We start from the raw sequence: 21871 nt of genomic DNA on the forward strand, positions 1-21871 counted from the left end.
CCCCGAGGCTTGACCTCGGGGCCAGTTCACTGCTGTCGCGCTTCAGCCGGAGGTACTTGAACGTCTTCGAGCGGAGCTCCCGAGCGATCACCTGGACCGGTGGGAACCCTTCGCCGTCAGTGACTATCGTGTCCGGCGTCGGGTTGCGGAACCAGTGTTCGAGCTTCGTGTCCTACAACTGTCGAACCAGGGTCTCGGTCTCACTGGCGTAGTAGTGTCGCGTCTCGTCGTTCATCCTTCCCGGCATCCGGTTCAGTGTCGATTGACTCACCGAGTTCTCGATACCCAGCGCCTCCCGGATGTCGGGGTTCTTGATGGCGCGGGCTACGCCCGACTGGTTGAGTGTCGAGAGGTCGAAGAACAGATACAGCCGTGTTGCGTCCTCTCCGTCCAGATTTTCCGTGAGGTCCTCGTTTTCCCTTTCGACCAGTAGTAGTGCCGAAGCTGGACCTTCCCGAGGGTCTTTGCGAGTCGATGCTCGGGAGACTCCAGGTTGTCGTACCGATCTCGTTCCACCGACCAACGGTGGACACGGTAGGCCTCTGATTTGATGGCTTCCCACAGCGGCGGCGTGATGTTCTTGGCCAGATTCCGGGTCAGGAGACTCGTGTACGGCCCAAGGATCATCCCGCGGGTCGTCGGATAGCTCTCTCTCTTGGCTTGTCTGTACCGGCTTAAAATCTCCCTCTTCTTCTCCCACCGCTCGTGGATCTCACCCTTCGACTCGGAATCGCGGTCGGCGTCATCGTCTTTCTCCTTTGCCACAGTTTGTCACCACTACTCATCCCGCCACGACCCCCATACCTCCCGATACTTGCCGAGTTCACGGTACTCCTTCTTCCGCTCGAAGGCGTCAATGGCGTAAATCACCTCGTTGTCCTTGTCCCAATCGATCAGCACGCGAAAGTCGCCGACGCGAAGCTTGTAGCCGGGATGGTTCTTCAACCGGTCAAGGAAATGGTCCGGGAAGTCGTCGATGTCCTCCAACTTGTTGATGATCCGCTCCGCATCCTTCGTCTCGAACTGCTCCAGCGTTTCGACCAACGTCTCCGTCAGGACGACCTCGTGAGCCACCGTTTAGCCCTCAGTTGTCGATACCGAGGCGTTCGCGGGCCTCGTCCGTGGACATCGTCCGCCCCGCTGCAACGTCCGCGTAGCCCTCCGAGACACCCTCCTGCGCGCCGGGCGTCAGAATCGGCTCCGTGGTGTCGCGCAGCACCTCCCGAATGAACTCCGACCGGTTGGTGTATTCCAGTTCCTCTGCCAGTTCGTCGATCTCCTCCAGAAGCCGCTTCGGGACCTTCACGTTCAACTTCACCATGTCCCCGTCGCCGTTGTCGTCCGCGCCCGTGCTCATACGTCGTGGTACGCGGGTGGTACTCAAAGAACTGTCGCCATTTGGCTGAATACTATTTTAGCTGAAGTAGAGGGTGCTAAGCCCCCGTCCTCAAGGAGCGAGGCAACGCCGAGCGAGTAGGGCGGGGATACAGCACCCGCACGCCTCACAGCCATTCTAATTAAAACGCTTAACAAACTATAACTCGTAGACAGAAGCAAGTCGCATGGAATACAGTCCGCAATTCCGACTCTTTCCAACAACAGAGCAACGGGAGAGTCTCGACTGGAATCGAAACACCGTGCGACAAGTCTACAACCACGCACTCAACGAATTCAACAAAATACCAGAAGACAACGGTACACTTCGACAGCGAGTCTGGCAAGTCCGAGACGCCCTCCCCGCACTCAAACAGCAGTGGACTGACCTCAAACAGGTATACTCGACCGTACTGCAGAAAGCTGTCGAACGCATCCGCACCAACATCAACAACCTCGGCAAGCTGAAGTCCAAGGGTTATGACGTTGGCTCGTTGAACTGGAAAGGACCGCGTGAGTACCGGAGTTTCACGTACCGGCAATCGGGCTTCGAACTCGACAAGAAGAGTGGCCCAAGAGACCGCGCGATACTCCGACTCAAAAAAGTACGCGGTGAAACCCTAGGAATCCCAATCCGATTACACCGTGACCTACCAGACCACGACGCTATCAAGGAAGTCACGGTGAAGAAAGAGCCCACGGGTGCATGGTACGCCTCGTTCTGCATCAGTACTGACAAGCCAGCAAAACCCACTCCAAAAGACATCGAGACAGAGGATACCGTGGGGCTCGACCTTGGGATTCTCAACTTCATCCACGACTCAGACGGGCGTTCCATCGGACGCCTTGACTTATCCGACGAGCGAGAGCACCTCGAACGCGAGCAACGCTCGCTCTCCCGCAAGCAATACGAGTCAAACAACTGGGAATCCCAACGCCGTCGTGTTGCTGAAGTTCACGCTCGAATGTCGAACAAGAAGCGTGATTACAAGCACAAGCTCGCTCATTTCTACGCGATCGAGTACGACGCTGTGTTTGTTGAGAACCTCAACGTGAAGTCGATGTTGGAAAGCAGTGAGAACGCGCGGAACAAGCATGAGGTTGGATGGAGTGACTTCCGTGCGATTCTCGAACATCACTGTGACAAACACGGCACGCACTATGTGGAAGTTGAAGCACGTGGAACGACGAAAGAGTGTGCGTCATGCGGGGTGGAAACCAAGAAACCATTATGGGTTCGGGAACACTCGTGCCCGTCGTGTGGGTTTGAACTGGATAGAGATTGGAACGCAGCGTTAAACGTTCTGTCGCGTGGTCTGAAGAAACTAGGAGTGGTTCACTCCAAAGCAACGCCTGTGGAGACTGCGACCGCTGTGGACACCACTAGTGTGTCTGCAAGTCGCGTCGTCGAAGCAGGAAGCCCCTGCCTCAAGGAGCCGCCGAAGGCGGCGAGTAGGCAGGGGTAGTTCACTGGGCGTGTCATACAATAGTTCTCAACAGATACAATTCATAATCTCTCCAATTGAATAAAATCAATAGCTGACGAAACCACTGGCTTATGCGCGAATTGAGAGCTGTGTAATCGTCAGGTAGAGGGCGTGAAATAAATTCTATGACACGCTGCACGGGTTCAAGATTGAAACCGTTCCTGCAAAGAAAGATTGCCGTTTCACTGTCGAATTAATCCCCCCTCTTTTTCTCTACGAACTCTCGGCTAATGAGGATCTCGAGGACCGCCGACTGAACATCTTCGGTGTAGCCGAGGGATCAACGACCACATCGACGACGTCGACGAGGTCATCGCTGCCGCGCTCGCGGATCTGCTCGAGGCCGTCGGCGACTGGGACGACGCCTGGAGCGACGACGAAACCTCCGCGGCCAAGCACAAGGTTCGAGGCTGGCTACAGGGCACTCCGTGGCAGCCGAACGCGCCGGCGTCTGGAACGAGCTGAGTAACTGATAGCGGCCGCCAAGTCCCTCCAGGAGGGCGTCGACGGTCTCGACCGATGAGCGCTCACCCAGTACCTGACCGTCCTCGAGGACCAGGGTCGCATTCGTGACTGCCCGGGACAGTGCCTCGTTGGCACCGAGTCTGAGAGCGAGTATCTTGTCGAGCGCAACTGGAGGCATACGAGTGTTCTGACCACAAGTTCCGCGATCGTGGCAGAAGCACATCAAGCACGTTGCATACGCGACGGGGGTGCGTCCGGTGTCACCCAACGTCGACCGAGACGACGTCGCCGGCGAGCACGAAGAGCACGTTTCCGGTGAACCGAGATGACCCTGATGGCAGCCAGCGGCGACATGGTTGAGATGCGAGTCGAGTTCGAGCGGCCGTTGACCGACGAGAAAATCGCCGAGCGCTGCCGGGCAATCGCCGAGTTCCTAGAGGACGACGATGACTGACGATGCGGTCAACATCCGCTATCTTTCCACGAGGAGAGAATCCCGGCGTTTACGCCGGGAGTGAATCCGACACTTCCCCCAGAGTCCACTGTCGATGACAGGGCCGGATATTCACCGCTGCAGTAATCCTCACCATTAAGTACTTATTCTGATATAGGCTGTGTATGGCGATTGAGGTCACTCGCACCTACGTTGGTTCCATCCAGAACCACCAACAGGTCTGTGATGGCCTCGATTCGCTCGGTGATTCCGCCTCGAAGATCTGGAACGTCGCACGCTGGACAGCCGACCGCATCTGGAACCAGACTGGCGAAATCCCCGATGAAGGAACGGTCAAAGTGTATATGAAGAACCAGTCGTGCTGGAAAGACCTGAACGCACAATCCAGTCAGAAAGTCATCGAAGAACTTTCTGACGCTTTCCAGTCGTGGTTCGACCTGCGACACAACGACGACGACATGGCGAATCCGCCCGGCTACCGCAAACAGGGCGACACTCGGCCCCATAGTACGGTCACGTTCAAAACAGACGGCTTCGAACACGACCCCGAGAACGACCGCGTCCGCCTCAGTAAAGGCTCGAACCTCAAAGAACACTTCTCGGACTTCCTGCTCTGCGAGTACCAGACTCGTCCCGATGTTGATCTTTCGGAATTCAACACGGTGCAGAACGTTCGCGCCGTCTGGAACGGCGAGGAGTGGGAACTTCATTTCGTCTGCAAGCTCGAACTCGAAACCAACGAGTCGGCGGGCGACGAAGTGGCCGGGATTGATCTTGGCATTACAAACGTCGCCACGGTCGCATTCCCCGACGAATACGTCCTCTACCCCGGAAACTCGCTCAAGCAGGACAAACACTACTTCACCCGAGCAGAGTACGACACGGAGGGCGAGAACGGCCCGTCGAAGCAGTCGATGTAGGCACGCCGGAAACTCGCAAACCGTGAGACGCACTTCTACCACGTTCTTACGGACACCATCATCACGGAATGTGTCGAGCGGGGTGTTGAGACGCTCGCGGTGAGTTGGCCCGAAGACGTCCGAGAGTCGGATTGGGGGAAGCCTGGCAACAAGAAGTTGCACTCGTGGGCGTTCGACCGCATCACGCAGTACCTCGCGTACAAAGGCGAGATGCGTGGGGTCGAGGTGCTGAAGAAGAACGAGTGGAACACCTCGAAGACGTGCTCAAACTGTGGTGACACCACGAAGTCAAATCGGGTCGAACGTGGCTTGTACGTCTGCTCGTCGTGCGAGTTGGTCGGGAACGCGGATTGTAACGGGGCGGAAAATATGCGCCAGAAGATAACTCCGAGTCCTCACGGAGAAGATAGGAGCAACGGCTGTGTGGTGGTTCGAGAGACCTTCGGTCTCTCGTCATCACGAAAGGCGCTATGCGCCTTTCGAACGACACAGCCATCGACATACCTGTTCGACCGCGAGAGCGGGACGTTCACAACGAGAGAACAGACGGTGTCGTAGACCGGCAAATATCCCACCTGCGGGACGGGAAGCCTCGCCGTTCACGGCGAGGAGGATGTCACAACTTATCCACCACGAAAAACACAGATCCAACAACACCCTCATCTTGCCGTGGTGATAGCCTTTAATTTCGACGATAGAAGCTACTCGTGGAGTCATAGGACAACAAAAATTTGGCAATACTAAGGCATCTCAGAGCGAAACAGTCGGTGTAGGATCAGAGATCCACCTAAGAGGCTCTATATCAGCGTGGAATTTGGATGTGGAGATGCTTACTTCGAGGAGGCCGCCCCACGACGGACTACACCGCAGTGTGCCGCGGGGACGTTCGAGCGTGACACGTACAAGGATAATGTCGCCATCGTCTGTCCAGCGTGCGAGACGCCTTAGGTTCAGCTCTGGGACGCGCGCTCTCGCTGACCGATACGGAGAGGGAGCTATCCAGTCTCCATTTTCTTTTGAGACCCCCGTCTGCGTCAAGAATAGATGAGACACGTTCGAGACGTATCCGCCGGGTCTCGATCGCTCATCCATCGGCCTGTATCGTGGACTCCGTCTCGAGCGATCGATGCCGTCGGCACTGTGCGATCGATCGGGCACTGAGTGTGAGCAGAATCGCAACGAATGCCGTCCCTCGGTCTCGGCTACTGTAGAATCTGGGGACGACGATGTCCGAGCTGGTGAGTGGCCAGAAATACCGATACAAGCCTGCCAGCGGCATTAACGGGAGGTCGAGCACGAAGTGAGACAGGACACCGACTGTGAGCAGTATCGCAATCGCTCGTCAATACTGGGGCGGACGAGGAGTGCCCCGATGCAAGTCGCGATTGTGACACCGCTGATCGAGTGCATCGGCCGCCACGAGACGGACAGCCCGAGCACCGATTCGGCCGTCTCCGGTGAAACGACCCTTTCAATCGATTGTGATCGGGAATCATCGCGCCGGCCATTGCTACGCTCGCCAATCGCGGGGTGATCCATCGATATCGAATCGAGAACAGCGTCGCGAGCGTAAACGCGATCAGCACATAGGTCAGCATATCTTCCATGCCGATCACTCGCCGCGTTGTGACCCACCATCAGTCACCAGTGCCACGTGACGGTCCGTCTCATAACTGCGATCGACCGGGAGGCGATTCTTCGGCTCGAGTGCCAGCCCTCGAATATCGATTCACCAACCGACGAGTGTCCGGCCCGCAACGACTGCAGCCCCGGCGATCGAAATCGCGTGGACGTACAGGAGACCCCCGACCCGGAGGTTAGCGCGCCGGTCGGCGGGTGCGATGAGTGCCGCCGCGAGACCGGAACTGTCCGTGACACCGGCGGTCGTTATCTTCTCGGAGGCAGCCGCCTCGTCGGCGGCTGCCAGCGTCGACTCACGATAGTCAGCCCCGAAATCGAAGTTTGCGTCCGCAAGCACCACGATTTCGTCTGCCCCGCTCGAGTCGTCTGCAACGCCGCATCGACCGACCACCCGGTGCCGCCAGGACGAAGAGGCCGACGGTCAGGATGATGATACCGAGGCAGCGACGGAGCGGAGTCTCTAACACGATTTCTCCTTCGAAGTGAGTCGGATTAATAGCCAGTATCAGCGTGTCATAGAATTCATCTCACGCCCTCTACCTGACGATTATACAGCTCTCAATTCGCGCATAAGCCGGTGGTTTCGTCAGCTATTGGTTTTAGTCAAGAATGATTGTGAACTATACCTGTTGAGAACTATTGTATGACACGTTCAGTATAGTTTCACGTTCCGACTCGGAGAGCGAATCGCAACTCGACTTGGCTACCGTTTCGAAATGCGAGTCGGATCGGGAGCCCGACTCAACACGATTCGCGGTGCTTCCGGGAGTCGTCCCTTCACCACTGATAAAATCACGCTCGACTCTCGGTGGCTAAGGCCCCCGAATAGATATCATATATCGATACAAACCGGTATACGAACGTAAGGAAATACCTGCACCAAGGGACAATGAACGGACATCTCTCGAGGCGGGGAATCCCTCGACGGTGGGGGGGGGGGACAGACGTACTCGCGATTATGATAGCCGGACTCGTTGGGGGATTCGCGTTCGGGGCTATCCTGTTTGCACTCAGGTTGCTCGACTCAGTGGGCCGACTGCTCGGAGCGCCTGGCATGCTGGTCGGCGCCGTCCTCCTGGGAGTGGCCAGTGTTGCCGGCGGGCTCGTCTACTGGGGACTCAGCTCTGTTGAATCGCTGTAGGGCGGTGGATTTCACTGCTTGATGGCACGCTTGATGTTGTAGACGACACACATCAGAGCGATTTCACGGAACCCTCGATACCAGCTACGCGCTCGCACGGCGTAGCCGAGTGAGCGCTTGACGGCGGAGTTGACGGTTTCGGTCATTGACCGTTGAGCGTACCGATCTTCGTCAATGCGGACGTTGTGTGCGTGATCGTACGGAGCGAAGATCCGGTGTTTGATTAGCGGGCGAATGTCGAGTTCACGGAGTCGTTCGCGGAGTTGTTGCTTGTCGTAGCCCTTATCAGCGGCTAGAGACCGCAGATCGCCCGCGTTTCGGCGGGCGATCTGCTCACAGAGGTCTGTGTCGCTGCCTTCTAACGTCGTTGAGCAGTGAAGACCGAGCACAGCTTTCGTTGCTGTATCGACGAGTTTTGTAACTTTGAGTGTCTGAACGCGATAATTCGTTCGGTGGCAGTAGTGGCTGCTTGCACGATCTCGTTCATAGAACGTAGCGTCGATTGCAGCGTGTTCAGACGGGTCGTGCACCTATGGAAACGCTGCTACCCGAACAAACCACCGTTGTCGATAAAATAATTATGCCGTCCCAGTGTCTGCTGCTTCCATAGCCGGCAGGCGGTCGGTATCTTGTAGCGGTGCGGTCGCTGGCTGACGAGAGCAGTCGCTCATGGAGGGCCTCGGCCGACCACTGAGGGCCGCCCGCTCGGCGGCCCTCAGATCTCTCGGCTACGCACTCACGCCAGGTGGATCATATACTTCACCTCGGTCAAGCATATGATAGATCGACACCAACATCTTCCGAGCTGTTGCCACGATTGCTTTCTGTGAGTTCTTCCGACTTGCTAGCCGCTCGTAGAAGCGGGTTAGATACTCGTCGTTGGAGGCATGCACTGCAGTATGAGCTGCTTGGACGAGCAGCCACCGAACCCGACTTGATCCACGTTTGGAGATACTTCCTTCGAGCCGCGAGTCGCCTGACTCGCGGATCACGGGATTCAATCCGACATAACTGACGACCTCTTTGTCACCATCGAATCGATCAATCTCGCCTAACTCCGCATAGATTGTAAGTGCTGTATAGTAGCTTACACCCGGAATGGTCATCAGGAGCTGGGTCTCCTTCAGAGACCCAGCGTACTCTTCAATCTCCGCATCAAGCTCTCGAATTTCTTCGCTAAGCACCTCGATTATTTCGAGATATGACTCCAACAACGTGTCCCACGGTGCTGGGAGCGAGAGTTCCCGCAGGAACTCTCGCCCCTCCACGTTGAGTGGCTTCACATCCTTCGTGATGCCATGATCGGAGAGGAGTCCGTGGATCTTGTTGGCGTACTTGGTGCGGTTTTCGATCAACGTTTGTCGCCCGCGCACAAGTGCGCGGGCTTCCCTGATCTCGTCGGTTGGAACATAGCTTTCCAGCACTGAGTTCAACCGGACCATCCGCGCTAGTTCTTTCGCATCAACGCGATCGGTTTTCTTGTCAGAGTTAGCAATCTGCTTCAATTTCTGCGGATGAGCAACAGTCACGTCCAAATGCTCTGATAGCGTATCGTGGATGTGGTAGTAATTGCTAGTCGCTTCGAGCGCGGCTTGAGCACCAGCATACCGCTGAGCGAGATCGTCGAGGTTCGCGTTCTTGACGCGAACCTCTTCGACAATCTCACCAGCATCGTTCATTACTGCCACCTGTGCGTACCGTTTGTGGACGTCGATTCCGAGATACATGATCTGTTCACCCGGGACGCCAGTGCGTGAAGCAGAGATGCACCTATTCGGGCTTCCCGACTGCCGCTCTCGGCGGCAGTCGGGCTGTAACGCCCATGACTCGGCTTCCTTCGCACATGGACCAGTCAGCTGCACGTGCTCTGTGGCACGACACGACCGTCGGTCTCTTGCGCCCCATGCTTTGTTTCACGCTCTCATGGAGTAGCAGCGTTTCCATCGAGTCAGCTGCGACTGGCGCAGCAGCACTTGACAGACGCTCATCTCAATTCGATCAAACGCCTTACACAGCGTAGAAGGCGCGGGGAGATCGGCCACGTTAAGGCCGATCTCCCATGTTATTTGCGGCATTTCCTTTAGCAGATCGATCGTCATTCGATAGGACGTATCGAGGCAAATCCGGAGACAATGCAGCGAAACGAGGGCTTAGTCGGCGAATCCGCCGCCACCGCTCGGGGCGGCGGATTCGCCTCGTTCACCCGCAACTCTTTGTGCAATCGAGACGCAACGCTCGGTGAAGCGGGAGATTTTCGTCATGTACAACCGAAGTCTCTCCGCTTCAACTCCTTCGATTTACTGACCTTCCCCGACGCCGTCTAATGATTCAACACAACCGACAGGACACATACCGCTACATAATCAGGGTACTTTCAGTAACGATATGGTTGGTGGTATGGGGAATAACTAATCACAATTACGGGTGCATGGCATCCAGTACACCTTCCCCGATGCTATTTTCTTTGAGTCTAGATCGCCCATAAATACCAAGTCCTCCAATTTATTTCTCGCCGTATTCCGATGGCATGAGAAATATTCCGCGATTTCAGGGGCATCAAACGGTTCACAGCGATCATCAGTTTCTACAAAGAATTGCAGGACATCATCAGTGGTGATCCGTGGCTTTGGCCCTCCCGACATTATTCGAGTAGAATCTATATTGACGAAAGCCAGCAGCGTATCCGGCATGTACCATGTGCAATCGCACAATAACCGTTGGAAACGTCGCTTTCAGGACCTACAAAAAGCTTTTTTGTCCCTGAGCCGCTATTTCAGCCAAGGAAACTATGATTGAATCAACAAAACAGGAAGTAGAGAGATCCATTATATACGAAATAGTTGAGGAGATTGCAGAGGATAACGGCACTACTGAGTGTGAAATCAAACCGCTACATGAATCAGTTGATGCAGATGCCCTTGAAGACCTTTTCGAACGTCCTGAACTATGTATCAAGGTTGAATTCACCCATGAAGGGCAGAAGGTAGTAGTAGAAAAGAACCCTGAGATACAAGTCAATATTATTTAGATAGTGGTCAAGTATATGCTCCCGTAGTCCTATGAAGAGATTTATCAGAAGCCAACCTATGTGACTTCCTATGTCTGAATTTATTGAGTGTCAAGAATGTGGCTTCGTTCTTCTGTGTGAAAGTGGTCCTGATCCCAAACCGATTGGAAGGGAATCGTGCCCTGACTGTGGCGGAACTGATTTCTGCTTTACTGGTGGTTGATATCTCTATACAGATCACGGAAGTCTGTTCTATTCACCCTGATCTTGGCTGACTTCCACAGTAATTATAGAGTTCAAAATGGGACACACGCACCTGTTAACAGACTTTATGTGATGTAGTGTGCAGGTTAGACCCAGGCTCTTTGAATGTATCAATCCTCTTTGAAGAACATATAGATCACAATAAGGTCAGACATGAACGGTAGTGAATCAAGTGTTAGTGCTGTGATTTGGAGCATATCTCGTGAGATTATAGCTTCGGATGTCACCACAGTAAGCGCCCACGCAGGCCATCTGAGTTCCCATAAGCCGACAGCAGTCAGCAGCAGAACCAATTCAATAAATGGCCCCTGAAGCGCGAAGAAATTCGGATTGGGTTGTCCACAGATAGCTGTAAAGCTTGATAGTAACATTTCAGACCGTCATATATTCTATAAATGGGTGCTGCCACCGATAGAACCAAGTTGATCATGGAACCCTATTATAGATAAGAGAATTTTTCTCCATGGAAGTACCAGATAACCTGCTCTGCCTGTTCACCGCACAACTAAAAGAAGAAGACGGCAGCTACATCATCGAAGTTCCAGACCAAGAAGTCACCAAAGGCCAAGTACAGACAGACAATATGTATAGTGCAGCGGTACTACAGACTGATACCGCATCAGCAGAGGAGCAGCCGGAGCAACAGGACCAGACTCAGAAACAAGATCGGGCAGATCCAGGACCTAAACCCCCTGTTGAGGTAGGTGAGCAACGTGCTGTCGATATCGAAGATATCGGTGAACAGGGAGACGGTATTGCTCGCGTCGAACGAGGATATGTGATTATCGTCCCAGACACTGAAGTGAATGAACGGGTAACGATCAAGATCAAGAGCATCAGGCCAAACGTGGCCTTTGGAGAAGTCGTTGAACAACATGACCACTCTGAATAGTTCACATGAATTCTCCCAAGTTTAGATCCGAGAACTCATATCTGAGACTCACCATGTCTTCTTCTTGAGAGTACTTAATGAGACTGGCATCCTCCATCTTCGGAATATGTGAATGGTAGAGATCAAGATAGATCTCCTTCACATCTTCCCCTGGGATCTGAGGAAGTGTAGCGGCATCATACTCCAACCGTGCTACTTCATCAGCCAGATCGGCAAGCGCCATCGGTGTCTGATATCTCTCGAGGCAATATAGGGCGAACCGCCGCCGTTCGTGTGAAAGAATATCGAACAGGACGTCATTGGTGAGGCACTGGCTTCTGGTTTCGTGAGTGATAGTTCCAATCATGCAACTCCTCCTCATGCCGTGCTCTGATATAATATTATCGAATCATACAACTAGATGCAGAAGGCAATCAACAGAAGTGATTATCAGAGCTGTTCTTTATCGAGAAAAACATGACAGTGAAGGATGCTGACGGCCCTTATCGGTTTTGAACCGGTGATTGCTTAATTAACCTTACAGACGGTAATAAACTGAGATACTGCAGTCGATCCTACGAAGCACTTCCAGACAGACGTATTGAAAAGGACAAAGCAGATACGGCTCAGTCTGTCTCAAATTGCATTATTCTATTTGTTGTGACGGAAACGCCGACTGGGGTGGTCGGCGTTGGAGCCTCCCATTCCCTGGGAGCTGACGTTCAATGAAGGTGGGTTCGAGATCGGGTGCGTGAGCCAATGTGGCAGTTGGCTTCACGGGCAGGTGATCTCGGGGTCGGGACCGCGAGGGGATATCTCGGAAGTGACCGTGATTTGAGTTTCACGATCAAATCCTTTCCCCCGCTAATAGATTCTTATAGCTCTACCAGTATTAATATATCTACTAGATATACTGTTCCCGATTAGGCACTCTACTTCTGATGGCTTATTTCAAATTCGTTCACCATCCGATGGAGGAGAATTTCGAAACAACTACTCACATTCCGATTGACGCCCTGATTAACTCTTTCTCATTTCCGAAATGGTTTCACGGTAGTTCCTCTACCGCTTTCTCATCCAAACTGTTTGACAGCCGGACTTCGACCACTTTTAGATGGCTTACATCATCCAAATCGTAATGATCCGCGATTTTCTTGAGAATATTCTCCTCCGCATCTTCTGTGATTTGAATGTCCGTACGTAGTTTTTCTCCACTTGTTTCCGGTAGATCGATCAAACAGTTTTTATGGACGTTGAGCATGCCGTAGCCATAGACCTCATCTTCTAAATCAAACGCAAATCCTTTCTTTGCCATGTATAGTTCACCTCTTGCAGCCATATTTCAAAGTATTATGATTATTCACTGTAGATGGAATTAGGTAATAGTTGAAGGATTACGGAGACAGAATACTTGTCCTCCTTTCCAGGACTGTTGCCTCTTCCCACTACCCATAATTACACTTTTAATTCTGCATAATTATAGAAGGAAATTCTATGTAGATAATATAAAGCCCACTGTGAGTGGCGCGGCCAGGGAGTAGTTATACATCTATCAAGAGGGTCCCCCTCTCCGTTTTTTCCCAGCAGGAAGAGCATCGGCGGTGCGACGAGTGCTGCACCCAGAGGCCAGACATATTTCCGTATTTTGAAACAGAGAGCAATATATTTCATCACGAAATCACATATGACGATTAATGAACAAGCGGTATCCACTTGGATTGTTACATCTGGGCTTCGGTCTCAGTATTGTCGTCGGGTCACTTCTCAAACATGACCCGATTATCTTCCTTATTGGAGCCCCGTTCCTCGTTAGCGGATTATGGATCTTGTACAGTCCCAACCTCCTTTATGACCTGGGAAGACTGGTAAACAGGCCGCCACGGCCGTAAGGGGCTTGCATGACTGTGATCGGCGGCACCCATAGCCTGGAACGGCGTTGTCGGTAACGGAGAGTCCCCACCAGATACCCCACTTCGACTTCGCCCTATTCTATCAGCATAGTTAACAGTGGAGCCTCCGACCTTTCGTTAGGCTCGCAGGGCCCAAACGACGGGCCACCAGTTCACCCACAACTGGTAAGACGTAGCGATTACGAACACGACGAATGCATTGACATCCTCCCCGCCCTGAAGGAGGGATTTTTGCTTTGCACTTCCGGAACTATTACCAAGACGGCAACCGCGTTCACGAAGAACACCCGCGCAGTACAGTGACGTGGAAATAGAAGGGGTGCCTTCCATGGCGAAGAGGCGAATCCCGATACTGTCTCATTGGGATAGGGCAGTAGACCGTCTCGGTTAGCATACAATAGGCTAGAGAGCCTCTTAATAACGAAGCCTCAGTACTTCACAAAGCGACTTGATGCAGTCGGGATGAACCCGAGAGTCTCCACTAAATAGTAAGTGACTAGGAAGGATGTCTGCTTGCCAATGGTGTGCCTAATACCCCGCAAGCAGACGATTCAATCCACGAAGACCAGGTTCTTAACTTCCTCGTCAATCGTGTTGACGAGGAAGTTGAGCTTGATCTCGCTCCCAACGCCGAAACAACGTCTGAAGACGTTCACGAGGTCCTCGTCGGCGCATGCGCCGACGGGACCTCGGTTTCGACACTCTGCGAGAAGAGCGAAGATTCACCCCACCACAACACGGTTCTGTACCACCTCCGCGAGAAGTTCGACTTGGAGTCGGTCGAACGAATTGGCAATAAGCTGCTTCAGAAGGACGTTCTCGACGTACTTCCCGAGCAGGTGGAGGTCTGTGCAGACCTCCACCTGCGGCCCTACTACGGTGACGAGGACGAGACAGACGGTCTCTATCATTCGGAAGCGAAACGTGGAACCACCGCATTCCACGCGTACGCCACACTCTACGCGCGTGTGACCAACAAGCGATTCACGCTGGCAGTGCGCCGTCTCGAAGACGGCGACACTGCCAGTAGCGTCCTTGCGGAGTTTCTCGGTGTACTCGACGGCCTCGACGCAGAGGTCGAGGCCGTCTATCTTGATCGAGAATTCTACGACAGCAAGTGTCTCACGTTGCTTCAGGCGCACAACCACGCCTACGTGATGCCGATCGTCCGCTGGGGAAGGACGATCAAGCAGGAACTCTCCAAAGGCTGGAGTCGCGTCATCCAACACGATCTGACGGCGAAACTCGACAGTCACAGCTGGACCGTCGAGTTTCCCGTTTACATCGACTGTACCTACCAGAACGGACGCTACGACGAACACGGCGTGGCGCGTCACGGCTACGCCGCTGACGCGCCGTTCATCGACACGCCACGAAACGCTCGATACCACTACGCGAAACGCTTCGGTATCGAGGCCAGCTACCGGTTGTCCGAACAGAGTATCGCGACAACATCGACGCAAGATCCGGTCGTACGGCTGTTGTACGTCGTGGTGAGCCTGCTGTTGCAGAACGTTTGGCGGTATCTACACTGGGAGTATGTGGCGACGCCCCGCCGTGGCGGGCGTCGCCTCTGGTCCTGGCCGTTCAAGGAGTTCATCAACATGATCCGACGGGCAGCGTGGACGGCCCTCGCGGTGCGTCGGGCCGTCCCCGCAAATCGGCTACCGGACGATCGGTTCCACCGGTAACCACCGACCGAGGAAGCCCTGTTCGTGAGTGGCAACGCCGTCGCGTCGGCGGCTGATCGCCGCCGACAGCGACAGTTCCCTCTTCGATCAGCGTAGTTCACCCACTCGTGATGACTCGTCAGGACGAAACTGGAGACTCAGATCGAATTAGCTGGTAACGCTTTGTGAGGTACTGAGCCTAAGCCGCGATGGATGATGTGGTGACAGCTCTGGTCGGCCACCCTTTGGTCTCCGTTGCGACAGTCAATATTGGATTTCTGATAGGAAGAGAAGAGAGTTCACCACTACTCCCGAAATAATTCGATTCCGTGAAAGGAAAAGTCGTTGTGAGATGACCCTAAGCAAATCGACAGCAGAGACGGTCTACAAACGATGAGATCCATATCTTGAGGAAGCAGGGTCACAGCCTGAACCGGTACGTGGAATGACTACCCATTCGATATTAACGCATTGGTACGGAGTGGCATCCATTAGATAGTCTACGAGTAGCCAATTAATAACAAACCTCTATACTCAGGATAGCATGATTGTGACGGGGATACAAACGAACTGGACGGGGAGCGAGACAGGGAAAAATTTGACAGAAAAACAATATCGGATCCTTACCTACCTCCGGAGTCATACCACTGACCAAGCATATTTCAAATCACGGTATATTGCAGATGAGTTTGGGTTAACTCCGACAGAGGTAGGAACAAACATTCCAGCTATACAGCAGGCCGATACCAAACTTGAGATCGAGAAGTGGGGCTATTCATCGAGTACAACGTGGATGGTAACCGCCTAGGAACCGACCGTTATCTCCCCTAAGGCGGTCAAGGCAGATGCCCCTTCCTCAACGAGTGCGGGGGCTTTCAGTGTCCGCGCCGGAAGCAGGAAGCAAGTAGGGAGAGGAGGATGTCACTCAAAGGTTTGGAGCCGTATCCGTAACTTGTTTCCGCCGAGGGAGCTCTCGCCGATCAACAGTTGTCCCCCGGATTTTTCAACTGTCCATTTGGCAAGCCAGAGCCCGAGACCGCTTCCGTGCTGGTGGGATGTGATCTCGGCACCGTCAGCGATCACTTTGCGTTCCGATTCGGGGATTGTAGGTCCATCGTCATCAATAACGAGGTCGATCCACTCGTCTTCGACCACCGGCTGTGTATAAATCCAGATATGGGACTGGTCTGCCGGGTTGTGCTCCACAGCGTTTTCAACTAACTCCTCAACTGCAGTCCGGATGTTGGAACTGGCCCGTACAAACAGTGTAGGGGGTATATCTGTCTTGATAACGGACGAAGGATACTTTTTCCGGAACTCCTCAACGGTGTCGTCAAGAACCGCCATGAGATCAACCCTGTTATCTCCGGTAGGCGGCCTCCCCAAGATCTGGTGTATCTGTCCGACCTCCTCGGAAAGGTTCCGTAGGTTGCTGATTGATTCACGCGCATCGGTCGCGATCTCATCTGTTCTGTCGTCTGACCGGTCCAGCCGTTCGATAAGCCGATCGACGTTTCCCTCAATGACCGTTACCTGGTTTCGAAGATTATGTCGAAGAACACGGTTAAGCACCTGTACCTGGCGTTCTTGCCGTGATACCTTGGTCAGTGGCGTATACACCGCGAACCCGTCAACTCTATCACTGTCGTACGGAATTCCACGGTACAAGAACTCTTGGAGGCCATCAAAGGTTTGTCTCTGCACTCGCTGATAGTTGACCTCGCCGTCATCCGTCCGCTTATCGAGTGCGGCAGCCTCACGTCTTAACCACTCTGGGACGATATACTTGTTGAGCCGGGCATTGACGATCTGGTCACGGCTGTAACCAAATAGATCGACAAAAGCTTCGTTCACCCACCGAACTTCTGGCTCGGATCCCACCAGTTCAAAACCGACAACCGCGTCCTGGATATGCTCAATTAGGTGGCTGAACCCGTCAACGTCCTCAGGCACCTCCACCATAATCACCGACCCTCGAGATCAACTGCAACAACCGCACTAAAACTTCCCCCAGTATAGAGGTTATTTCCAATCATGGTGTCCATGTCTGTAACACTACGGTAAAACAATTACCATACCAACAGAATCTGCATAGTGACTTTCGGTGTGTGAAGTGCGGGTCGAAACGAACACGGGATACTTGCTTATGGCTGCGGCGACGGCGTTGTTGTTTTCCGGCATGGATCCGCTGATCACGGCCTTGAGCTCCGGCTTCATTGATGCGGTGACAGGTAATTTTAAATACCTCCGACTATATCTTCGATAAGTATAGTTAGGTAATAGTCATGTGATCTACTGGGATATACGAACACCCCACCTGTCTGAGTACAATACAGCCGGAAAAACATCACTGAAACTATGCTCTGGTACCTCAACAAAAATCGGATAAACAGAAGTAAGATCCAACAGTGAAATTGATCAGAGAGATCTTAAAGCAGCTCGAGGTTGACTCAGTTGATGACCTCGAGGTCAACCAGGAAATCACTGTCGAAAACGGAGACTTCCCAGAGCTAAACATAAAAAAGGTCGACGGAAACCATGTAATCGTCGGCCACTACTATAGACGGATGGGCGAAGTAAAGGCCTGCCCTGAAATCATCTTCAAAGTCAAGGACGGTGAGTGGATTCCTATCCGGTATACACAGAGCCAAGGGATCCACCGACACGACAAAAACGGGTTACAGTCAGGCCAAAAGTTCGTCAAGCAGTGGAGCCGCACCCTCAAATCCCAAGGATTTGTCGACGCAGCCAAGAAGCAAGGAAACAAAGCAAAATCACTGGACACTACTACATGCTCCACCACTTCCCCCAGGAAAAGAGCAGATCCTCCAGTTAGCCCAGCGATGAATGTTGAGGACATACTCGAAAAATATGGGCTTACGAAAGAGACTACAGCCCAGTACATCGATGCGGTCACACGGATGAGCCAGGCAGAGACTGCTGAAGAGCTCGAGGTCTCACGGGGCACAGTCAACCGGTATAAAAACGCCTTCGACAAAATGACCTGTCTCGAACGAATACAGCTCACCGCCTCACTGAGTACAAACAAACTCCTCCAACAGATCTCCGAAAACATCCAAGAGTGACATCTACAGGGAGTACCGATGTCTCTGCTAAACTCATCGTTGAAACAGGAAGCTCCATCCTCAAGGAACGAGCAGTGATAGCTTCAAGTGAGTAGGATGGTAGTTCACTGTGTCAGGGATTCCCTCCAGGGTTGCTTTCTGACTGGTTTGGGGTAGCCGCATCCGGAATATGGGTAGAAGAGATACTGGTCTATATGACCCCGTTTAAACCCTCTTCTTCATACATTAGCTCTCGTGAGACTACTTCCCACTACAGATACGGACTTACCGCTGTAACTTCCATCAGATACCAGTAATATTGTAAGAACCGTCATGAACATATCGCGTGTATATCCAGCAAATTAACCATCCGGTGGTGAAATCCGTTAGTGATAGGCTATGGGGCGCTTTCAACTGATTCCTTCGGGGGCAGATAAAAGTGGATAGTGTTGCCTTTCGGAGTCCGTCTCTCGAATTCTATTTCACCGCCGAGTGATTCGACACACCATTTCATGACGAACAAGCCGACGCCGGACCCGTGAGATGTACTGGTAGTTTCCTCGAGGTCAAATAGGGGATTGGTTTCGACATCAGGTATCTCTGGGTTCCTATCGCTGATTTGGATATCAACCCGACCGGTGTTCGGTGACGGACCAATCTCAACCTTGACGAATGGATCTGTCTTTTCGTTGTGAATTATCGCGTTCTCAAGCGCGTGAGTAAGAGCAGTCCGAAACCCGTTATTGACGTATGTCCACATCTCTTCCTTCTCTTCGATAGTGATCTCTGCCGACGGATAGTCGGTTCCAATAGTAGTCGTCACTTCTTCAACAGTGTCAGCTACGTTTCGGTAAACTCGCTGTGTGTCGGTTGAGTCTACTGACTGTTCGATTTCCTTCACCGACTCGGCTATGTTTCCAAGTTCTGCCGCTCCAGATTGGATCGTCTCAGCGGCCGCACCCACAAAGCTGCTCTCGGTGTCATCTCTAATCTGTGTAGCACTGCCCTGAATGAGCGTCGCCTCATTCCGTAGGTTATGGCGGAGTAGTCGCCAAAACAACTCAGCCCGATGACTCATGTCGTAGTAATCGGTTATATCATGTATCTCTGCAAAGACTCTCTCTTGGCTACCGCCGGGAAACTGTGATAGCCGAATCCGAGTCCAAATAAGTTCACCATCACCCCGTTTAATACGCCACTTGAACTGTTGCGGGTTTCCGGAAGCGCTCGCACGAAGTCGGTTAATAAAGTCTGCTTCTGAAAACGAATAAGAGTTGGCAGTGTATCTCTCAATCGGTATCTCGCGGAGGCGGTCCACCGGGTACCCCATGATCGATTCTAGGCGGTTATTCGTGTCAAGAATTATCCCCGTCTTAGGGTCATACAACGCAATACCGACAGTGAGAGCATCGTACTCCCGCGGCAATTCATTAGCATGCTGGCCTTCCATTGCATTCCACCGGTTAGTATTCTCCCAACCTGTTCGTTACTATGACCGATATATACGCCTATAGAGAGAATAAAGAAGAACAGGTGTGATTCTACCAAAGCGATGTTCTCAGCACCTAGATTTTCCACACTTTTTAGCAGTATAAACACATATTCAACCCTATTGCACTACATCGTCCACCTGTACTGAACCAACTACGTGTGCGAATAGAGCGCTCTGCAGACAAGGGTTGCTTCTCGAACTCCGGTAGGACTACTTCCAGAAAATATCCTGTATCTCCATACTCTCAAACCACCATGCAAAAGTCGGGCTAACTACTATGCGAATGAGTAACGCAGCTCCGCTTGATCTGCTTCCGGATGACACTGGCTGGAGGCAGATCGGAGCACTGGCATCCAACTAAATCAGCGCCTCGATCGGCTGTGTAGTAGCATACGAGGGGGTTCACTAACCCCCCTTTTCATCAGCGTACGAGTAATAGTCAACAACCAACGTTTCGGAGATCCTATTCTTACTTGGAGATGGTGAAGTTGCCGTCTTCATAGACTACTGCGTCGAACAGGGGTGTTAACGCGTTTATGGTCATGTCGTCACAGGTTTTGGAGTTGATGTGGTAGTGTGCCGTGACGTTGGATGAGCTGATTTTTTCAGTCAACAGATGGAAGAACTTGAATCCGGTCTCAATATCTGTCCGGTCTATAACTGCTTCGATGGAGCGGAAGCAGAGAACCGTTTTATACGGGTTTGATGTCCAGTCCCCGATTGTTTGAAGGATTTCCTTCCCTAGGCGGGAGAAGCCGTCCTCCATATTCATATCGACTAGGTCTGTTTTCACATTGAAGAGCTGGCTGTCCGGCTCACTGCCTTCAGAAGTCACTGATATCACTTTGTTATTGGCCGGTGGCTTCGTCCCGTGCTGGAGAATAGGCTCTATTGAGTGGTCCGGATGTTGGCCGTACACCACAGTTAAAACGTTCTCATGGTCGAAAGGGTACTGCTGTAATAGGTCAGCGCAGATCTTGTCTTCATCTCCGGAGGACATGTGAAGCGTGTTGGAAAGGTTGTCGAGCTGTGCATAGATCGAGGCGGGGTCCCTGAGCACTATCCGTCCGTCGCTGTGTGCGGTCACGTCGTATCCTTCGTACCTGAATGAGAACGAGACATCGCTTCGGCTGTGCCGGATGTTGTCCAAAAGCTCCGGGTCGATAATGTTTTGAACCGGGTCCAGTTCGCCGCGGGAGGCGTTTACCAGGGAGCCTACGACACGTATCAGTTTTTGGCTTGGCTGCTCCGATTCATTGACTGTAAACAGGTACGGACTTTCATGAACCATTTTTCACGTCTATATCTCGGAACGCGGCGAGGTAGTCCTCGTGGGTGAACCCGTCAAGCGTTTCATCAACATCCTTCTGCAGATCATATATATTTTGTTGCAGTTCCCGGTACTCCATGTTTGTCTCGAGTTCGGACTCCTGTTTCTCCTGTTCCAGCACGGCTTTGGTTGCCAGCAACTGGCTTAACTCCTCCGTGTCCTCCTCATAATCCGTCCTACTCACAAGCCTGTCAACAACCTCTCGGATATCATCCTTCTTCACAGGTTTCACCAAGTACTCATCGAAACCCATACCGATCACATCGAAGTCGGGGTCGACCGCGGACACTACCGCGACCTTGACCCGGTACCCCTTCTCCCGTATATGCTCCAACACTTCATCACCGTTCAGATTCGGCATACGCCGGTCAAGAAGTACCACATCGATTTCATCGTCCAGTTTGGAAAGACCCTCACGTCCATCACAGACTGTTTCGACCTGATACTGGTCCGACAGCCACTGCGAGAAGACGTCAGTGAGCCTCTCCTCATCGTCGATGATTAACACCCGTTCTTCCTTGATTTGTGCACTGGTTCCTGTCATTGGTAGTTACCGTACGCAATCTGGCTTACAAGTTGATTGTGCGAGAGTCATATAAGTTCTTCTGAATATGACAAATTGATTACTTTACCCGGAATTTGTTCGTGGGTAGTCGTCCCGGTCCTTCTCCAGGTTGATGGATAACAGCGGTGAATATTATTGAATGTTTCTGTAAGAAAAGCTATTGAAATCCGGTGGTCATGTGACGTTTTCACCGGATTCACGGCGCTAAGACCGTT

Annotated in this window: 18 protein-coding genes and 3 pseudogenes; 8 read left to right on the forward strand and 13 right to left on the reverse strand. The window is 52.6% G+C overall.

Annotated features, from left to right (window positions below):
* The coding region (locus tag ACEWFR_RS13935; protein WP_374061621.1) for a hypothetical protein at positions 1 to 212 on the forward strand (212 nt) is incomplete at its 5' end.
* A gap of 112 nt (positions 213 to 324) precedes the next feature.
* Here the strand turns inward: ACEWFR_RS13935 and ACEWFR_RS13940 are convergent.
* Genes ACEWFR_RS13940 through ACEWFR_RS13950 form a run of 3 tightly spaced genes read right to left on the reverse strand, consistent with a single transcriptional unit; the run spans position 325 to position 1357 of the window.
* Positions 325 to 765: a hypothetical protein gene (locus ACEWFR_RS13940; protein WP_374061622.1), complete on the reverse strand. Its 441-nt coding sequence runs from the start codon at positions 763 to 765 to the stop codon at positions 325 to 327.
* A 12-nt stretch (positions 766 to 777) separates the two neighbouring features.
* Positions 778 to 1074, reverse strand: coding sequence for a type II toxin-antitoxin system RelE/ParE family toxin (locus ACEWFR_RS13945; RefSeq protein ID WP_374061623.1), 297 nt, complete (start codon positions 1072 to 1074; stop codon positions 778 to 780).
* A 10-nt stretch (positions 1075 to 1084) separates the two neighbouring features.
* On the reverse strand, positions 1085 to 1357 hold the full coding sequence (locus ACEWFR_RS13950; RefSeq protein ID WP_374061624.1) for a ribbon-helix-helix domain-containing protein: 273 nt from the start codon (positions 1355 to 1357) through the stop codon (positions 1085 to 1087).
* A 205-nt stretch (positions 1358 to 1562) separates the two neighbouring features.
* Here ACEWFR_RS13950 and ACEWFR_RS13955 point away from each other — a divergent pair, with 205 nt between their 5' ends.
* Complete coding sequence (locus tag ACEWFR_RS13955) at positions 1563 to 2840, forward strand: RNA-guided endonuclease InsQ/TnpB family protein (protein WP_374061625.1); 1278 nt, start codon at positions 1563 to 1565, stop codon at positions 2838 to 2840.
* Between the two features lie 1104 nt (positions 2841 to 3944).
* A pseudogene (locus ACEWFR_RS13960) lies at positions 3945 to 5258 on the forward strand (RNA-guided endonuclease InsQ/TnpB family protein).
* 1171 nt (positions 5259 to 6429) lie between these two features.
* On the opposite strand, the gene ACEWFR_RS13965 reads toward ACEWFR_RS13960, so the two are convergent.
* The 4 genes and pseudogenes from ACEWFR_RS13965 to ACEWFR_RS13980 all read right to left on the reverse strand — a co-directional run.
* Positions 6430 to 6732, reverse strand: a complete 303-nt coding sequence (locus tag ACEWFR_RS13965; protein WP_374061626.1) for a hypothetical protein — start codon at positions 6730 to 6732, stop codon at positions 6430 to 6432.
* A 761-nt stretch (positions 6733 to 7493) separates the two neighbouring features.
* Positions 7494 to 8012, reverse strand: a pseudogene (locus ACEWFR_RS13970) (IS5 family transposase); the annotation flags it as partial.
* 198 nt (positions 8013 to 8210) lie between these two features.
* Positions 8211 to 9209 carry an IS110 family transposase gene (locus ACEWFR_RS13975; RefSeq protein WP_374061627.1) on the reverse strand — a complete coding sequence of 333 codons (999 nt, stop codon included), beginning with the start codon at positions 9207 to 9209 and terminating at the stop codon, positions 8211 to 8213.
* A gap of 228 nt (positions 9210 to 9437) precedes the next feature.
* Positions 9438 to 9743 (reverse strand): annotated as a pseudogene (locus tag ACEWFR_RS13980) (IS5/IS1182 family transposase); the annotation flags it as partial.
* A gap of 527 nt (positions 9744 to 10270) precedes the next feature.
* On the opposite strand from ACEWFR_RS13980, the gene ACEWFR_RS13985 reads away from it, so the two are divergent.
* On the forward strand, positions 10271 to 10510 hold the full coding sequence (locus tag ACEWFR_RS13985) for a HalOD1 output domain-containing protein (protein WP_374061628.1): 240 nt from the start codon (positions 10271 to 10273) through the stop codon (positions 10508 to 10510).
* Between the two features lie 706 nt (positions 10511 to 11216).
* Positions 11217 to 11645: a TRAM domain-containing protein gene (locus ACEWFR_RS13990; protein WP_374061629.1), complete on the forward strand. Its 429-nt coding sequence runs from the start codon at positions 11217 to 11219 to the stop codon at positions 11643 to 11645.
* Position 11646: 1 nt separating this feature from the next.
* Here the strand turns inward: ACEWFR_RS13990 and ACEWFR_RS13995 are convergent, their stop codons facing one another.
* Together ACEWFR_RS13995 and ACEWFR_RS14000 are read right to left on the reverse strand one after the other, a co-directional pair.
* Positions 11647 to 11991 (reverse strand): hypothetical protein, encoded by a 345-nt coding sequence (locus ACEWFR_RS13995; RefSeq protein WP_374061630.1) that lies wholly within the window; start codon positions 11989 to 11991, stop codon positions 11647 to 11649.
* A gap of 681 nt (positions 11992 to 12672) precedes the next feature.
* On the reverse strand, positions 12673 to 12939 hold the full coding sequence (locus tag ACEWFR_RS14000) for a hypothetical protein (RefSeq protein ID WP_374061631.1): 267 nt from the start codon (positions 12937 to 12939) through the stop codon (positions 12673 to 12675).
* A 1119-nt stretch (positions 12940 to 14058) separates the two neighbouring features.
* Between ACEWFR_RS14000 and ACEWFR_RS14005 the strand changes: the two genes are divergently transcribed.
* Positions 14059 to 15225 (forward strand): ISH3 family transposase, encoded by a 1167-nt coding sequence (locus tag ACEWFR_RS14005; RefSeq protein WP_374061632.1) that lies wholly within the window; start codon positions 14059 to 14061, stop codon positions 15223 to 15225.
* A 523-nt stretch (positions 15226 to 15748) separates the two neighbouring features.
* On the forward strand, positions 15749 to 16012 hold the full coding sequence (locus ACEWFR_RS14010; protein ID WP_374061633.1) for a hypothetical protein: 264 nt from the start codon (positions 15749 to 15751) through the stop codon (positions 16010 to 16012).
* A 113-nt stretch (positions 16013 to 16125) separates the two neighbouring features.
* On the opposite strand, the gene ACEWFR_RS14015 is transcribed toward ACEWFR_RS14010, so the two are convergent.
* Positions 16126 to 17166 carry an ATP-binding protein gene (locus tag ACEWFR_RS14015; protein WP_374061634.1) on the reverse strand — a complete coding sequence of 347 codons (1041 nt, stop codon included), beginning with the start codon at positions 17164 to 17166 and terminating at the stop codon, positions 16126 to 16128.
* A gap of 446 nt (positions 17167 to 17612) precedes the next feature.
* Between ACEWFR_RS14015 and ACEWFR_RS14020 the strand changes: the two genes are divergently transcribed.
* Positions 17613 to 18290 (forward strand): helix-turn-helix transcriptional regulator, encoded by a 678-nt coding sequence (locus ACEWFR_RS14020; protein ID WP_374061635.1) that lies wholly within the window; start codon positions 17613 to 17615, stop codon positions 18288 to 18290.
* A gap of 376 nt (positions 18291 to 18666) precedes the next feature.
* Here ACEWFR_RS14020 and ACEWFR_RS14025 read toward each other — a convergent pair whose 3' ends face one another.
* From ACEWFR_RS14025 to ACEWFR_RS14035, 3 genes are all read right to left on the reverse strand, one after another.
* The gene (locus ACEWFR_RS14025; RefSeq protein WP_374061636.1) at positions 18667 to 19719 is read right to left on the reverse strand and encodes an ATP-binding protein; all 1053 of its coding nucleotides are present in this window, start codon (positions 19717 to 19719) and stop codon (positions 18667 to 18669) included.
* A gap of 511 nt (positions 19720 to 20230) precedes the next feature.
* Positions 20231 to 21052 carry a HalOD1 output domain-containing protein gene (locus ACEWFR_RS14030; RefSeq protein ID WP_374061637.1) on the reverse strand — a complete coding sequence of 274 codons (822 nt, stop codon included), beginning with the start codon at positions 21050 to 21052 and terminating at the stop codon, positions 20231 to 20233.
* Entirely contained in the window at positions 21042 to 21635 is a 594-nt protein-coding gene (locus tag ACEWFR_RS14035; RefSeq protein ID WP_374061638.1) for a response regulator transcription factor, read from the reverse strand. Before ACEWFR_RS14035 ends, ACEWFR_RS14030 begins: the two co-directional genes overlap by 11 nt.
* Positions 21636 to 21871 lie beyond the last annotated feature (236 nt).

Origin of the sequence: Natrinema sp. H-ect4 (assembly GCF_041894845.1) — an archaeon.
Classification (GTDB): Archaea; Halobacteriota; Halobacteria; order Halobacteriales; family Natrialbaceae; genus Natrinema.

Coding starts and splice junctions, on each gene's coding strand:
- ACEWFR_RS13950 (WP_374061624.1), bottom strand. CDS start 1,357: ATGAGCACGGGCGCGGACGACAACGGCGACGGGGACATGGTGAAGTTG.
- ACEWFR_RS13955 (WP_374061625.1), top strand. CDS start 1,563: ATGGAATACAGTCCGCAATTCCGACTCTTTCCAACAACAGAGCAACGG.
- ACEWFR_RS13975 (WP_374061627.1), bottom strand. CDS start 9,209: ATGTATCTCGGAATCGACGTCCACAAACGGTACGCACAGGTGGCAGTA.
- ACEWFR_RS13985 (WP_374061628.1), top strand. CDS start 10,271: ATGATTGAATCAACAAAACAGGAAGTAGAGAGATCCATTATATACGAA.
- ACEWFR_RS13990 (WP_374061629.1), top strand. CDS start 11,217: ATGGAAGTACCAGATAACCTGCTCTGCCTGTTCACCGCACAACTAAAA.
- ACEWFR_RS13995 (WP_374061630.1), bottom strand. CDS start 11,991: ATGATTGGAACTATCACTCACGAAACCAGAAGCCAGTGCCTCACCAAT.
- ACEWFR_RS14000 (WP_374061631.1), bottom strand. CDS start 12,939: ATGGCAAAGAAAGGATTTGCGTTTGATTTAGAAGATGAGGTCTATGGC.
- ACEWFR_RS14010 (WP_374061633.1), top strand. CDS start 15,749: ATGATTGTGACGGGGATACAAACGAACTGGACGGGGAGCGAGACAGGG.
- ACEWFR_RS14015 (WP_374061634.1), bottom strand. CDS start 17,166: ATGGTGGAGGTGCCTGAGGACGTTGACGGGTTCAGCCACCTAATTGAG.
- ACEWFR_RS14025 (WP_374061636.1), bottom strand. CDS start 19,719: ATGGAAGGCCAGCATGCTAATGAATTGCCGCGGGAGTACGATGCTCTC.
- ACEWFR_RS14030 (WP_374061637.1), bottom strand. CDS start 21,052: ATGGTTCATGAAAGTCCGTACCTGTTTACAGTCAATGAATCGGAGCAG.
- ACEWFR_RS14035 (WP_374061638.1), bottom strand. CDS start 21,635: ATGACAGGAACCAGTGCACAAATCAAGGAAGAACGGGTGTTAATCATC.